The 14,181-nt window shown below is 65.6% G+C and carries 15 protein-coding genes and 1 tRNA gene; 9 read left to right on the top strand and 7 right to left on the bottom strand.

What is annotated here, in order from left to right:
• Positions 1 to 16 precede the first annotated feature (16 nt).
• Both KBZ22_RS10605 and KBZ22_RS10595 read left to right on the top strand, forming a co-directional pair.
• Complete coding sequence (locus tag KBZ22_RS10605) at positions 17 to 385, top strand: hypothetical protein (protein WP_255021940.1); 369 nt, start codon at positions 17 to 19, stop codon at positions 383 to 385.
• Positions 386 to 1,056: 671 nt separating this feature from the next.
• A complete protein-coding gene (locus tag KBZ22_RS10595) occupies positions 1,057 to 2,223 on the top strand; it encodes a class I SAM-dependent RNA methyltransferase (RefSeq protein ID WP_255021939.1) in 1,167 nt (388 codons plus the stop codon).
• Here KBZ22_RS10595 and KBZ22_RS10590 read toward each other — a convergent pair.
• Entirely contained in the window at positions 2,220 to 2,606 is a 387-nt protein-coding gene (locus KBZ22_RS10590; RefSeq protein WP_255019982.1) for a phage holin family protein, read from the bottom strand. The genes KBZ22_RS10595 and KBZ22_RS10590 overlap by 4 nt on opposite strands.
• Entirely contained in the window at positions 2,603 to 3,025 is a 423-nt protein-coding gene (locus tag KBZ22_RS10585; protein ID WP_255021938.1) for a glycine zipper domain-containing protein, read from the bottom strand. The genes KBZ22_RS10590 and KBZ22_RS10585 overlap by 4 nt, the downstream gene beginning before the upstream one ends.
• Before the next feature lie 117 nt (positions 3,026 to 3,142).
• Between KBZ22_RS10585 and smc the strand changes: the two genes are divergently transcribed.
• Entirely contained in the window at positions 3,143 to 6,751 is a 3,609-nt protein-coding gene (smc, locus tag KBZ22_RS10580; protein ID WP_255021937.1) for a chromosome segregation protein SMC, read from the top strand.
• Positions 6,752 to 6,819: 68 nt separating this feature from the next.
• Positions 6,820 to 7,914: a PRC-barrel domain-containing protein gene (locus tag KBZ22_RS10575; RefSeq protein ID WP_255021936.1), complete on the top strand. Its 1,095-nt coding sequence runs from the start codon at positions 6,820 to 6,822 to the stop codon at positions 7,912 to 7,914.
• Between the two features lie 32 nt (positions 7,915 to 7,946).
• On the opposite strand, the gene msrB is transcribed toward KBZ22_RS10575, so the two are convergent.
• From msrB to KBZ22_RS10560, 3 genes are all read right to left on the bottom strand, one after another.
• The gene (gene msrB, locus KBZ22_RS10570; protein WP_255021935.1) at positions 7,947 to 8,414 is read right to left on the bottom strand and encodes a peptide-methionine (R)-S-oxide reductase MsrB; all 468 of its coding nucleotides are present in this window, start codon (positions 8,412 to 8,414) and stop codon (positions 7,947 to 7,949) included.
• Positions 8,415 to 8,425: 11 nt separating this feature from the next.
• Positions 8,426 to 9,721 (bottom strand): glycosyl transferase, encoded by a 1,296-nt coding sequence (locus KBZ22_RS10565; protein WP_255021955.1) that lies wholly within the window; start codon positions 9,719 to 9,721, stop codon positions 8,426 to 8,428.
• Between the two features lie 16 nt (positions 9,722 to 9,737).
• Positions 9,738 to 9,819, bottom strand: a tRNA-Leu gene (locus KBZ22_RS10560).
• Between the two features lie 130 nt (positions 9,820 to 9,949).
• On the opposite strand from KBZ22_RS10560, the gene accC reads away from it, so the two are divergent.
• Positions 9,950 to 11,308: an acetyl-CoA carboxylase biotin carboxylase subunit gene (accC, locus tag KBZ22_RS10555; protein ID WP_254937700.1), complete on the top strand. Its 1,359-nt coding sequence runs from the start codon at positions 9,950 to 9,952 to the stop codon at positions 11,306 to 11,308.
• A 13-nt stretch (positions 11,309 to 11,321) separates the two neighbouring features.
• Here the strand turns inward: accC and KBZ22_RS10550 are convergent, their stop codons facing one another.
• A complete protein-coding gene (locus tag KBZ22_RS10550) occupies positions 11,322 to 11,666 on the bottom strand; it encodes a YggT family protein (protein WP_254941533.1) in 345 nt (114 codons plus the stop codon).
• A 90-nt stretch (positions 11,667 to 11,756) separates the two neighbouring features.
• Here KBZ22_RS10550 and psbX point away from each other — a divergent pair, with 90 nt between their 5' ends.
• From psbX to KBZ22_RS10530, 4 genes are all read left to right on the top strand, one after another.
• Positions 11,757 to 11,879 carry a photosystem II reaction center X protein gene (gene psbX, locus KBZ22_RS10545; RefSeq protein WP_106632598.1) on the top strand — a complete coding sequence of 41 codons (123 nt, stop codon included), beginning with the start codon at positions 11,757 to 11,759 and terminating at the stop codon, positions 11,877 to 11,879.
• An 85-nt stretch (positions 11,880 to 11,964) separates the two neighbouring features.
• Positions 11,965 to 12,861 carry a Ycf66 family protein gene (locus tag KBZ22_RS10540; RefSeq protein ID WP_255021934.1) on the top strand — a complete coding sequence of 299 codons (897 nt, stop codon included), beginning with the start codon at positions 11,965 to 11,967 and terminating at the stop codon, positions 12,859 to 12,861.
• Positions 12,862 to 12,896: 35 nt separating this feature from the next.
• A complete protein-coding gene (locus KBZ22_RS10535) occupies positions 12,897 to 13,442 on the top strand; it encodes a Tol biopolymer transporter periplasmic protein (protein ID WP_255021933.1) in 546 nt (181 codons plus the stop codon).
• Positions 13,443 to 13,510: 68 nt separating this feature from the next.
• Positions 13,511 to 13,927: a hypothetical protein gene (locus KBZ22_RS10530; RefSeq protein ID WP_255019975.1), complete on the top strand. Its 417-nt coding sequence runs from the start codon at positions 13,511 to 13,513 to the stop codon at positions 13,925 to 13,927.
• A gap of 12 nt (positions 13,928 to 13,939) precedes the next feature.
• Here the strand turns inward: KBZ22_RS10530 and KBZ22_RS10525 are convergent, their stop codons facing one another.
• Positions 13,940 to 14,176, bottom strand: a complete 237-nt coding sequence (locus KBZ22_RS10525) for a chlorophyll a/b-binding protein (protein ID WP_255021932.1) — start codon at positions 14,174 to 14,176, stop codon at positions 13,940 to 13,942.
• Positions 14,177 to 14,181: the final 5 nt, after the last annotated feature.

Here is a 14,181-nt window from a genome sequence, read left to right as displayed (position 1 = left end):
CTAGTCGCCTCTCAATATGTCTTCGAATCTGCTGAAAGCCGCTCTCGTTGCGGCCGTCGTTTTGCCAGCCGGCAATGCAATAGCCCAAGGATTGGCGCCCATGGTTGGAGCCAGCGCTATTCAAGGCACCCTGCAGGGCTCCTCCATGCCTGCTTACACAGGTGCGGTCGATAAAGCCCGCAACACCGTTAACAGCGCCACCACCCAGCAAGCTGCAGCAGGTTCAGGCTCCAGCCCAGGCCCTTCCTCCGCTCCGCTTAGCTCAACTCAAAAAATGGCTAGCGGTGCGTCCAGCGGCGCTTCGGTAAACGGCCAGGCGATTCCGTTGTGCTCCCATGGCGGCCTATGCCAGGGCGCAGTGATGCGGGCAATCGGGCGACCCTGAAGCAGCCGCCGTGCAAACTCTGCGGTCCCTGGGGTATCTCTGAAGCGCAAGGCTCAGAACAATCCTGGGGTTCTTAGTTGCGAGTTAGGGGCGAGGCGCTCGAGCGGCGCAGTGAATCTGAGCCGCTGCTCGTCCCAGGCTGCCAACAGCGCAGCCAATGCCAGCAACGCAACCAGGCCAATGCCTAAAGACAGACCTGGGCGCCTCGATCGGGAGCGCCGCTGACGCCGGGGCGCCGGGGCTGCCCCCAGCGGCCTGGCGCAACGACCACACACCAGGCGTCCAGCCAGGCTGCGATCCGCCTTAACCGACCAACTGCCGCAGTGGGGACAGGCCATCGCTCGGGCGAGCTGCAGTGGGAAGGCCCCTTCCAGGGCCCATGGGTCATTTGGGTGATAAGGCTGACCTCACCCCATCTCCCTTACAGGGTCAGGCAGCCACAGGGGCGGTCTGACGGGAGAAAGCAACGATGTTGTTCGCTGTTACGTGTGTGCTCTTACCGAGCAGGCTTCAGTCACCCTCCTTATACCCCGTCGAAACCATTGCAGCCCCGGAAAGGGGGAATGGAGCTGAGCGGAATCGAACCGCTGTCCGAAGCACTGGTGTGAGCCACCTAGTCAGGCCGAAACCTAACTGGTTCATTGTGGCAGCAAGCAAGGGCAGAAGCAGGGGTGGGCATCACCGAACCAAACAGCACATCAATCAGCGGCATAGCGGTTGTGCCACCGGGGCTCGAAGAAGCCGCGGCAGCTGAGCTCACGGCCTTGGGCTGCCAAGCCGCAGCACGCCTACGCCGGGCCGTGCGCTTCCAAACAGACCTGGCTGGCTTCTACCGGCTGCACCTGCAAGCCCGCCTGCCCTTCCGGCTCCTGCTTGAACTGGCTCAATTTCCCTGCCGCAGCAAGGACGAGCTCTACGACGGTGTGCAGCGCGCCGTCGACTGGAGCCGCTGGCTGCCTCCTGGCGCCACCTTCCGCGTCGATGCCACCGGCAGCGCTCCTGGCCTCAACCACAGTCACTACAGCGCCCTGCAGGTCAAAAATGCCCTGGTGGATCTGCAACGCCAGCAGTGGGGCGCCCGCTCCTCCGTTGACCTAGACGATCCCGACCTCTCCATCCATCTGCACCTTGGCGGCGGCGAAGCAGCCCTGAGCCTCGATGGCAGCGGCGGCAGCATGCACCGCCGCGGCTACCGGGCTGCCATGGGCCTGGCCCCGCTCAAGGAAAACCTCGCCGCCGGCCTGATCGCCCTCACCGGCTGGGATGGCTCGGTGCCCCTGGCCGACCCCCTTTGCGGCTCCGGCACCCTGCTGATTGAGGCGGCTTGCATGGCCCTGGGCCGGGCGCCGGGTCTGGGCCGCCGCTTCGCCCTGGAGCGCTGGCCAAAGTTCGACTCCCAGCTCTGGCAGCAAGAGCGGCAAGCGGCCAGCTCCCTGGCCCGAGAGACGCTCCCCAGCGGAGAAGCTCTGGCGCCGATCGTTGGCAGGGAGCAAGATCCCGGCGTGCTTGATCAAGCCCACAGCAACGCTGAGGCTGCCGGCATCGCAAGTGCCCTGGAACTGAGCCTGGGCGACTGCCGCGACTTCGTGCCTCCGCCAGGGCCGGGCATCTTGGTGTGCAACCCGCCCTATGGGGAGCGCATCGGCGAGCGTGATGCTCTGGAGCCTCTCTACGCCGACCTGGGCCGCATGGTGAAAGAGCGTTGCGGCGGCTGGAGCCTGTGGCTGCTCAGCGGCAACCCGGAGCTCACCGGCGCCCTCAAAATGAAGGCCAGCCGCCGCATCCCAATCAGCAACGGAGGCATTGACTGCCGCTGGCTGCACTATGAGGTGCGTTAACGACCCAAGATTGCGCGAGTGGTTTTGCTGAGACCGGCGGTGGTCTGGGGCAGGTAGGGCCCCTTGAGTAGCTGGCCGCCCACCCGCACGAACACCCCGGCCAGCACCAGATCCAGAGCTGCCACCACCAGGGCGGCGTGGATCCAACTGAGCCCCTGGGCGTCGTGCAGCCACAGCAGCAGGGCCAGCTCGGCGCCGATCAGCGCCAACAGCAGCAGCGCCAGGCCACCGCTGAGCAGCAGGCCACCGCTGATCAGGCGCCGCTTCTCCCGGTCCACTTCCTGCAGGGCGATGCGCACGTGCAGGTCCATCACCGAGGTCATCAAGGCACCGACCCGGCCGGCCGCCACCCGGGCAGGGCCTGGCGAGTTCGGATCCGTCATGAGGAACGCCGGCCCGAGGCGAGCAGCAGACCGAGCAGCACCCCGACGCCGGTGGCGATGCCGATCGCCATCAGCGGACGCTCCCGCACCGGCTTCTCAATGCGAGGCCGCAAGGTGGTGTTGAGCTCATCGAGCAGGTTTTCCAGCTGGGCCTCCAAGGGCGCCAGGTTGTCCGCTAGGCGGCTGGTCTGGTCCCCGGCCACCTCGAGGAGGTCGAACAACTGGTCCTTCACCGCACTAGCGGTGCGGCCGGTCTGGCTGGAAATCACCTCAACCACTTCATCAAAACTGCCCCGGGTGGCCTCCAGGGTCTGGCGGGCAACGGCCGGCCACTCCCGCTGAATGGTGGGGATCAGGGTCTCAAAACGGTCGCGGAAGCCCTCTGGGCTGGCGGCGCGGGGAGGCGTTTCAGCGGTCATGGCAGTTCTGCGGTCATGGTGAGAGGGGGCGACTGCGAAGCTCAGACCACAAGGTAAGGAGGGGGTTGAGCTTTCGAAACCCTCCGCTACATTTCTGCTGCTCGGCGCACGGGCCTGTTGGTTCACATCAATCAGGTCGAGCTCACCCACTTCAAGTCCTTTGGCGGCTCGATCACGATCCCGCTGCAAGAAGGTTTCACGGTGGTCACGGGCCCCAACGGCTCCGGCAAAAGCAACATCCTTGATGCGGTGTTGTTTTGTCTGGGCCTGGCCAGCAGCCGCGGCATGCGGGCAGATCGCCTGCCGGATCTAATCAACAGCGCCATACTGCGCGAGGGCAAGGCCGCCGAAACCTCGGTGAGCGTGCGCTTTGACCTCAGTGAGTGGCAACCCGACCAGGCCGAAGCTGGCCTGGAGCCGCCCGAAGAAGGGCCCTGGATCAAGCCAGGCCAACAGGAGTGGACGGTGAGCCGGCGCCTGCGGGTTGCCCCCGGCGGCACCTATGCCAGCAGCTTCAGCGCCGATGGGGTGAGTTGCAATTTGCAACAGCTCCAAAGCCAGCTGCGGCGCCTGCGGGTGGACCCCGAAGGCAGCAATGTGGTCATGCAGGGAGACGTCACCCGCATCGTCTCGATGAGCGCCCGGGACCGGCGCGGCATCATCGACGAGCTGGCTGGTGTCGCCCTATTCGACAGCCGCATCGAACAGAGCCGCGGCAAGCTTGATGAGGTGCAAGAGCGTCAGGAGCGCTGCTCAATCGTGCAGCAGGAGCTGCTCAGCTCCCGCCAGAAACTTGAGCGCGACTGCGCCAAAGCCCGCACCTATCAAGACCTGCGCCAGCGCCACCACAACGGCCGCCTGCAGGAGCAGGTGCTGGCCTTTGAAGCAGCCCAGGCGAACCAGGCTGCCCTGCGGCAACGCAGCGCCAGCCTCGCCAGTCAGCAACAGGCTGAACGCGAGGCGATCAGCGAGGGAGAAACGGGCCTGGCTGCCGCCGCCACCGTGCTCGAGCAACTCCAAGCTGAGGTAAAAGCCTTAGGTGAAGATCAGCTGATCGCCGTGCAGGCCGAGCTGGCAGGCCTTGAGGCCAGTGGCCGCGAACTAACCCGCCAGGCAGGCAAACACCAGCTCGATGCCGAGGCCCTGCAACGCCAGCGCCACGAGCTGGCCCGCACTCAGGGCGAGCTGCGCCAGCAGCAGCAGGCCCTCGAAGCCAGTTCCGACCAAGCCGCTCTCAGCGACGCCGACGCCGGCTGCCGCGATGCCGAAGCCGCTGTGGAGCTATCGCGCCGCCGGCTCGGCGAGGTGGCGGGGCGCTCCGGCAGCTGGTTGGAGGAACAGCAGCAGCGCAGCCGCGCCCGCCAGCAGCTGGGCGAGCAGATCAGCCCCCTGGAGGCCGAGCGGCAGCAATTACAGGAGCGGCTGCGGCAGCACCAGGAGCGCCTGGCCGAGCTCGGCGCCGAAGAGCAGCAGGAAGGGGCCAGCCATCGCAGTGCCCAGCAGCAACTGGAGGCCACCGAAAGCAGCTGGCAGCAGGTGCTGGAAGCCACCCGCCTGGAGCAGCAGCAGGTGCAGGAGCTAGCCGAAGCCCTGGCCCTTCAGCAGCGAACCCGCAGCCGCCTCGAGCAGGAGCAAACCCAGCTCGAGCGCGAGATCGCCCGGCTAGACAGCCGCCGCGAAACCCTTCAGGAAAGCCGCGGTACCGGCGCCCTGCGGGTGCTGCTGGAGGCTGGCATGGACGGCATCCACGGGCCGGTGGCCCAGCTCGGCGAAGTGGAGGAGCGGGTGCGCCTGGCGCTGGAAGTGGCCGCCGGCGGCCGCCTCGGCCAGGTGGTCGTCGACGACGACCGCATTGCCGCCCGGGCGATCGAGCTGCTCAAAAGTCGCCGGGCAGGCCGGCTTACCTTCCTACCGCTCAATAAGATTCGGGGTGGCTCCGGTGGCAGCTCCAGTGGTAGCGGCGGAGCCGCCCTGCAACGCGGGGGAGCTGGCAGCACCGGCCTGATCGGCAAGGCGGTGGATCTGGTGGGTTACGAGCCCGTTTACGCCGAGGTGTTCCGCTACGTCTTCGGCGACACCCTGGTGTTCGACAGCCTGGCCAATGCCAGACGCGAACTGGGCCGCTGCCGGGCCGTGACCCTCGACGGCGAACTGCTGGAGAAGAGCGGCGCCATGACCGGCGGCAGCCTGCAACAGCGGGGCAGCCAGCTCAGCTTCGGCCGCAGCCAGGACGGCGACGAAGCCGCACCCCTGCGCCAGCGCTTGCTGGAGCTGGGCGAGAGCCTGCTGGCCTGCCGCCGCAAGGAAGCCGAGCTGGGCCAGCAGCTCGAGGCCCTGCGCCCCCGGCTGCTCGCACACCAGCAGCGCCAGGCGGGCCTGGAGGCCGAGCGCAGCGCCGCCCAGCGAGCCCTAGCCCCCCAGCTGCAACGGCAGCAGCAGCTGGGCAGTCGCCTGGGCCAACTGCAGGAGGCCTTGCAGAGCGATCTGCAACGCCAGCAGCAACTCGAATCCCTGCTGTTGCCGCTGCAGCAACAACGCATCGCCTTGGAAGAGGCCGAAGCTGCAGTGCAATCATCCGGCGATGCAGCACGCTGGCAGGGGCTGCAGAGCGAGCTGGAGGCGGCCGACTCGGCCCTGGCCGCGGCCCGCAGCCAGCGTGATGGGCTGCTGGCGGCCCGGCGCGAACGGGCCCTGAGCGCCGAGCGCCTCAGCAACCAGCTCGAGGCCCTCAGCGCCGATGAACAGCGGCTGGTGGCAGCTGTGAACACCCTGGTGGAGGAGCGAGCTCGCTGGAAAGAGCAGCACCAAGCGGATCAGGAGCGGCGAAGCACCTTGGCAGCTGAGCAGCAGCAGCTGCAAACCCGCTTTGGCGAAAGCCGCCGCGCCCGCGATGCCGCCGAAGCCCAGCTGGCCGCCCAGCGCCAGGCCCTGCAACAGCGCCAATGGGAACTGCAACGCCTCGGCGAGGAGATCGAATCGCTGGCCGAACAGCAGCGTGGCGACCAGCTGCGCCTGGAACAACTGGAGCGGGAACTGCCTGAGCCGAGGCCGGAGATTCCCGCAGAAGTGCGGGAGACAGGGCTCGCTGCCCTACAGGCGGAGCTGCGCAGCCTGCAGGCCCGGATGGAAGCCCTCGAACCGGTGAACATGCTCGCCCTCGAGGAACTTGAGCAGCTCGAAACCCGCTTGGCGGAATTGGAGGAGCGGCTCGAAGTGCTCAGCAAGGAGCGCGAAGAGCTGCTGCTGCGCATCGAAACCGTGGCCACCCTGCGCCAGGAGGCCTTTCTTGAAGCCTTCACAGCGGTGGATGGCCATTTCCGCACAATCTTTGAAGGGCTATCCGACGGCGAGGGGCACCTGCAGCTGGAAAACCCGGAAGCACCCCTTGAAGGTGGCCTCACCTTGGTGGCCCACCCCAAGGGCAAGGCGGTGCGACGTCTCAACTCCATGAGTGGCGGCGAGAAATCGCTCACGGCGCTGAGCTTCCTGTTTGCCCTGCAGCGCTTCCGCCCTTCGCCCTTCTATGCATTAGACGAAGTCGACAGCTTTCTCGACGGCGTCAACGTGGAGCGCCTCGCCGCCCTGATTGCCGGCCAGGCAGACCAGGCCCAATTCATGGTGGTGAGCCACCGGCGCCCGATGATCGCCGCCGCAACCCGCACCATTGGTGTCACCCAGGCCCGGGGCGCCCACACCCAGGTGGTCGGGTTACCGCCCGCTGCCTGAGCCGCCCCTACCCCAGCGGAGCAGGTGAGCCACAATGGGCCGACTGGGCCACGGGTACGACCCTTTCATTGACCTCCTCCATCCCCCCTTCCGCTGATCCCGGGGCAACGGCTGCCGCCCCAAGTGATCGCCTCTGGTTGCGCTCCGAGCTGATGGGCACCCAGGTGATCACCCGCGACACCGGCCGCCGGCTGGGCGTGGTGGGCGAGGTGGTGGTGGATATCGACCGGCGCGAAGTGGTGGCGCTGGGCCTGCGCGACAACCCTCTGACCCGCTTCCTGCCAGGCCTGCCGCGCTGGATGCCCCTCGACCGGATCCGCCAGGTGGGCGATGTGATCCTGGTTGATTCCGCCGATTCGCTGGCGGAGGGCTTCAACCCTGACCGTTACAGCAAGGTGATCAACTGCCAGGTGATCACCGAAGCGGGCGACCAGCTGGGCCGGGTGCTGGGCTTCAGCTTCGACATCGAAACCGGCGAGCTGGCCACTCTGGTGATCGGCGCCCTGGGAGTGCCCCTGCTGGGTGAAGGCGTGCTGAGCACCTGGGAGCTCACGGTTGAGGAAATCGTCAGCAGCGGGCTGGATCGAATCATTGTTTACGAGGGCGCCGAAGATAAGCTCAAGCAGTTGGGCTCCGGGCTGCTCGAGAAGCTTGGTATTGGTGGGCCGAGCTGGGAGCAGGAGGAGCGGGACCGATACCGCACCGGCATGGTGCCCGTGGAAAACCAACTGGCTGCAGGCCAGCCGGCAGTGCAGGAACAGCGCCGCATCCAGCCGGCCACCAGCCAGACCTTCGAGCCCGATGAGGAGTTCGATTACGTCGAACTCGATGAGCAGCGCCAACGGGAACCCCTGCGCCAGCGCCGCTACCTCGATGACGAGGAGGAGAGCCGCTACGAGCAAACCCGCTACGAGGAATCACGTTACGAAGAGCGTCCAGCTGAACCCAGTCGCCGCCCCCTGCAGGCCGAACCTCTACCAAGGCAGGTTCGCCCCCTCGAGGCTCGACCTCTTGATGCTCGATCTCTTGATGCTCGATCTCTTGATGCTCGACCAGTAGAAACTCGCCCCCTAGAGAGGCGGCCCGCCCCCACCCCCTACCGCGAACCCCTGGATGTGGAGGCTGAAGACCTGGCCAGCAACGACCTAGAAGATCCCTGGTGAAATAAGTCCAGGATCGAGGCTCAGTAGCCCTCTCAGCTCGCCTTGAAGGCCAGGGACGCCGAATTGACGCAGTGGCGCTGACCGGTTGGGGCCGGGCCGTCGTTGAAGACGTGGCCAAGGTGGGCGTCGCAATTTGCGCAGCGAATTTCTGTGCGCACCATGCCGTGGGCGTTATCGGTGTGGGTGCTGATGGCAGCAGCGCTTACCCCATCCCAGAAGCTGGGCCAACCGGTACCGGAATCAAACTTGGTGGCGCTGCTGTAAAGCTCGGCATCACAGCAGATGCAGTGGTAGCTGCCATTGCCCTTCTGGTTCCAGTAAGCGCCGCTGAAGGCACGCTCGGTGCCGCCCTGGCGGGCAACCCGGAACTGCTCAGGCGTCAGCTGCTGGCGCCACTGCTCCTCGCTGGCCCCGCGGGCCAAGCCACTGTCGAGGCCGCAGGCTGAAGGGTCGGAAGAACTAGCAGCGTCGGCCATCGAACTCAGCGAAATGAGTCGCAAGCCTAGGCAGCTCAGTTGGGGATGTTCAGCTCAAGGGCACTCAGCTCTGGGGGCAGCAGCTCCTGCACCAGGGACGCCAGGCTGGCCACCGCCCCCGGCTGGCCCCGCAGGCTGCGCAGATCGGCGCGCATCTGCTCCAGTCGCTCCGGTGCCGCCAGCCAGTCGGCGGCTTCGGCGGCGATGGCCTCAGGGGTGATCGCCCCAACCCGCTCCGGCACCACCAAGCGGCCAGCGGCAATGTTGGGAGAGGCCAGAAAGCCCCGGTGGCGCAGGCGCCAGGCCGTAATCAGCACCCCAAACAGCCAGCGCAGCAGGGGCAACCGCCCCAGCATTCCGGCCAGTCCATCCCAGGCCTGCATGACGTGTAAGTGCTGGGTTGGCACCAGCACCAGCATCGGCACCCCCAAAGCAGCCAGTTCGGCGGTGTTGGCACCCACGGTGGTGAGGGCCAGGGAACACTGGCTCAAGCTGCCGTAAGCCGGATTCTCCCGAACCAGCCGAATCGTGGTGCCAGCTGGCGTCTCAAGTAGATCCGGAGCCAGCAGGCGGGGCTGACCCGACCGGTAGGTACGGGCGATCGGATTGGCGGGGCCAGCCTGATTCAGCAGCTCCTCCACCGCAGTGGTGGGAGCCAGGGGCAACAGAAAGCGACAACCAGGACGAAGGGCCGCCAGCCGATCGGCCGTCTCCAGCAAAAACGGCATGCCCACACGCAACTTGGCCCGCTTCGAGCCCGGCAGCAGCGCCAACCACTCCCCTGCCGGCAAGGGCGCCTCGCTGCGGGCCGACTCAGAGAGGTCTGCCATCAGGTCACCTACCACCGTGCAGCGGGATGCCCAACGCGGTGCCAACTGGTCAGCAGCCAAGGGGCCCATGGCAGCGATACGGTCGTTCCAGCGGGGCCAGCGGGCCACCCATTCCACATAGGTGAGATGGCGGTAACCCAGCCGTGCCGAGAGCAGCACAGTCCAAAACTGATCACCCCCTAAAAACACCACCAGTCCCTGGCGGGGCCAGGGACCAAACCGCTTGGGGCGCAGTAGCAGTGACCAAAATTGACGAGCTGGCACTATGCGCTCAAACAGGCCCCAAGCGGCGGCGGCTCGATGCTCCTGTCCCGTGCCGTTTGGACAGGGCACAAGCAGCAACTTGAGGCTGCAGGCGGCCGTAGGCACCTCAGGCCGCAGCGGTATCTGGCGATGCAGGCGCTGGGCGAGGGGACGAACCCAGGTAGACAGCTCTCCGGGGCCGTTGCTGACAAGCACGATCGCTGCCGAGGGCCGGATCGATTCGGGCAAGGCCTGGATGGCTCGAATTAAGAAATGCGGATGACGAGACTTGAACTCGTAAGGCCGAAGCCACACGCCCCTCAAACGTGCGTGTCTACCAATTCCACCACATCCGCATGTGGTTCGGATCGCTAAGCGTTCCGGTGCGAGCAATATACCCATCGCCGGCACCAGAATCGTCTGAGGGAGCTGTCCAGGCAGCACTGATACAGTCCGCCTCAGCCCATATCAGCTGAGACGCCGCGGATGCCCATCGGCAAGCTGCTGATCGCCAACCGTGGCGAAATAGCCCTACGCATCCTGCGCACCTGCCGGGAGCTCGGCATTCCCACCGTCGCCGTTTACAGCACGGTGGATAAGAACGCCCTGCACGTGCAGCTCGCCGACGAAGCCGTATGCGTTGGAGAGGCGCCCAGCAGCAAGAGCTACCTCCACATCCCCAACATTTTGGCGGCGGCCACCTCCCGGGGTGCTGACGCAATTCACCCCGGCTACGGCTTCCTGGCCGAAAACGATCGCTTCGCCGAGATCTGCGCCGACCACGGCATCACGTTTGTGGGTCCCTCCCCCGAGGCCATCCGCTCGATGGGAGATAAGTCGACCGCTAAGGCCACCATGGAGCGGGTTGGGGTGCCCACCATCCCCGGTAGTGCCGGCTTGCTGGCCAGCCCGGAGGCGGCTGCGCGATTGGCCGAATCGATGGGCTACCCGGTGATGATCAAAGCCACCGCTGGTGGCGGCGGCCGCGGCATGCGCCTGGTGCCTGGGCCCGATCAACTCGAGAGCCTGTTCAAAGCGGCCCAAGGAGAAGCGGAGGCTGCCTTCGGCAACCCTGGCCTGTACATGGAGAAATTCATCGACCGGCCCCGGCACGTGGAAGTGCAGGTGCTGGCCGATCGCCACGGCAACGTGATTCACCTGGGCGAACGCGACTGCTCGATCCAGCGCCGCCACCAAAAGCTGCTGGAAGAGGCCCCCAGCGTGGCCATCAACGCCGACCTGCGCCGCCAGATGGGCGATGCCGCCGTGGCCGCCGCCCGCACCATTGGCTACGAGGGCGCCGGCACCGTGGAATTCCTGGTGGACCGCAGCGGGGCGTTTTATTTCATGGAAATGAATACCCGGATCCAGGTGGAACATCCGGTCACCGAGATGGTCACAGGGGTAGATCTGATCGCCGAACAGTTGCGTATTGCCGGTGGGGAGCCGATCTCTGTCACCCAAGACCAGATCAAGCTCTGCGGGCACGCCATCGAGGCGCGCATTAACGCCGAAGACCCCCGCCAAAACTTCCGGCCCGCCCCCGGCAAAATCACCGGCTGGCTACCTCCTGGCGGCCCCGGCGTGCGGGTCGATAGCCACGTGTATACCGGCTATGAGATCCCGCCCTTCTACGACTCCTTGATCGGCAAGGTGATCGTCTGGGGCACCGACCGCCCCCACGCCCTCAGGCGGTTGCGCAGGGCCCTATCGGAATGCGCGGTGACCGGCATTCCCACCACCATCGACTTTCACCTGCAATTGCTGGATCGCCCTGAATTCCAGGCGGGCGACGTACACACCAAATTTGTCGAACAGGACATGCTTCCGCAGAAGGGCAGCTAAGCCGGATCTGAGTTCAGCCGATCCCGACGCTTTGGGCCCGAAACAACACCTGACTGACAAGCCCCTGCTGCCCCACCAAAATTTCTCGCACCAGGCTGAGCAGGCCCACCCACACCACCGGCGTCACATCAACGCCACCGATCGGTTTGATCAGCCGACGGGTGAGGGCAAGCAAGGGCTCGGTAGGGGCTCCGACCAATCGCATCGCTCCGCGGCTCAGATCAATCTGGGGGTACCAGGTGAGCACGATGCGAAACAGAAAAAGCAAGGTCCAAAGCGCCAGGCCCAGGGCCAGGGCCAAGTGCAAGCCGGACAACAACGGCAGCCAGGACTGGGGTAGGGAGGGGGCTGCCGTCACAAAGCTCTAAGTAGCTGGGCTCCCAGCGTAGGAAGCCGCCACCACTGCCTAGGATCGCTCCACGAATCAAGCCATAGAGCTGTTCCTGCCATGACGCCATCCCTGGCCAATTTCCTGACCAGCCTGCTTGCCGGCGCCGTGATCGTGGTGGTGCCCATCACAATCGGGCTGGTGCTGATCAGCCAAAACGATCAGCTTGATCGTCGCCTTTGAGCTCCTGCACCTGAGTATCTCCAGGTCTCTAGCTGCTCGGGCTCAACTGCCTACACTGACGAGACGGACTGTCGGGTGAAAAACCGTGGTTAATGCCAGCCTGAATTGGGCCAGCATCGTGGGCATAGTGCTTGCGGTGGGCGGTGCACTGCTTTATTTCATGCGGAGCTTCAAGCCCGCACTCGCCCGCGATTACGACGTCTTTTTCGCTGCAATTGGGTTGCTCTGCGGCGGCATCCTGTTTTTTCAGGGTTGGCGCCTCGATCCAATCCTGCAATTTGGTCAGTTTCTGCTCGCCGGCACCACGGTCTTTTTCGCCTACGAAAGTGTGCGCCTGCGGGGGGTAACCACGGAGCAGGCTCGCCGGTCGTCCTACTTCGACGACGACGAACCAATGCCTGAACCAGGCCCCTACAGGCCCAGGATGGGTGGCCGCGCCTGGGGGGAGGCCTCTACGGATCGCTTTGATGAGCCCGAGCCGCTTAGGCGCCGCATCCCCTCCCGCGGCGAAAGCGATGAGCCAGATGAGGAAGATTTTTACCGGGCACCCCGTCCCAGCAGTAGGGCCGCCATCCCTGAAAGGGCCGCCAGCCGCCGCCCTCCCCAAGAGGATTGGGCATCCCAAAGCTCTAGCCGGCCCAGTATCGATTTCGGAGCCCGCAGGCGTGATCGAGATGGCGCAGTAGAGCCACGACGGGGCAGCAGGCCGACAGCCGCTAGTGAGGCCATGCCTCGCTCCAGCCGCAGGCCCGCGCCCACGGCCCCTGCTTCGGCCTCAGAAGCTCCTAGGGCTTCCCAACCAGCGGGAGTACCCCAAGGCTCACCTATCAGCCCAGCAACCCCAGCCAGCGGCAGAAGCAATCGCCCAGCGGCAAGCGATATCAGTGATGCGGACTTCACCCCCGTGAAACCCTCCAGTCGCCCCGAGCCCAGCCCCCGAGGCATTAGCCCCCGGGACAACAGCTCCCGCTTCGACGACTGAAGCTTTTCGCCGTCAACAGATTTGGTCCCCTAGGGGTGTCTGCCCTGCTGCTGATAACCCTGAGCTTGCTTGTCAGCGGCTGTTCAGGTGGAGCGTGGCTGGCCCGTCGCAGTGCTGGCCCGGTTGGGGTGTTCAACGGCAACAGCCGCCAAGAACCCGCCCTCAGCGGCCAGGGGCGATTTCTTGCCTCAGTGGTTGATCGAGGTGGCCGGGCCACCCTGCTTTTGCAGGAGCAGCCCAGCGGCCGAATCGTGCCCCTGCGCCATTTCCAAAACCGCCAGCCCCACAGCTCCCCCTCCCTCAGCTGGAACGGTCGCTACGTGGCGGCCTTAGTGCAACAGGGAAACCAAAGACTGGCCCTGATCGAAGACCGAGCCAACGGCAACCTGCACCGGCTTCCCCTACCGGCGGACCGCACTGCAGTGCGCCTCAGCCTGTCCCCGGAGGCACGCCAGCTGGCGGTGCAGGTGGCCCAGGCTGGCCAGTGGCGCGTGCAGCTGTTTGATCTGCGCAGCCTGCTTGAGCCAGACCTGCCCGGCGGCCTTGCCGTTCAGGGGGGCGGAACGCAGCCCTCGCCATGAGGAGCTCACTAGCAAAAAGAGCCATTGCAGCAGCAACCGGCCTGCTGCTGGGTGGCTGCCTTGCCCCCATGCCGCAGCCCGTAGTGCCGCTCAACTCCCGGCTGGAAGCCATAGGTGCCAACCGGGATCCAGCCCTTTCAGGGCGCTGGCTGGCCCTAATCAGCGGCAGGGGCGGCCGCGAACAAGTTCTGCTGCTGGATCTGGAGCGCCAGCAGCCCATAGAGCTGCCTGGCCTCAACCGGGCCGATGCCCAACCGGTGAGCGTCAGCGTCGACGCAGCAGGAGAGCGAATTGCCCTGGTGCGACAGCTGGAGGGACGCACCGAGCTGGTGCTCTACCGGCGCTCCGTGCAGAGCCTGCAACCCATACCGATGGTCCCCAGCGGCGTTGCCCGCCAGGTGCAGCTGCAGGCCGATGGTCGCCAGCTAGCTGTTCAGGTGAGCAGGGGCGGGATCTGGCAGGTGGATCTGGTGCAAATTCCATAGGGCACCAGGCGCTCAGGGCACCAGGCCAGACCAGCGCAGAAACGTCTCGCCGCTCAGGGCTTCAATCAGCAACACGGCAAAGAAGCCCACCATGGCAAAGCGACCATTCACCCTCTCGGCGTAGCCGCTCCAACCAAAGGCAGGCACTTCGCCAGTTGTTGCACTAGTTGTTGCACTGGTTGCGGCACTAGTTGTTGCACTGGTTGCAGGGCTGATTTCTGGGGTCTGGTCGGGGCTTGGTTCAGGCATGGGGT

Source organism: Cyanobium sp. L1E-Cus, from assembly GCF_024345755.1.
Taxonomy (GTDB): Bacteria; Cyanobacteriota; Cyanobacteriia; order PCC-6307; family Cyanobiaceae; genus Cyanobium_A; species Cyanobium_A usitatum.
The sequence above is the reverse complement of the archived record's forward strand: the minus strand, read 5'-3'. Positions and strand labels throughout refer to the sequence as shown.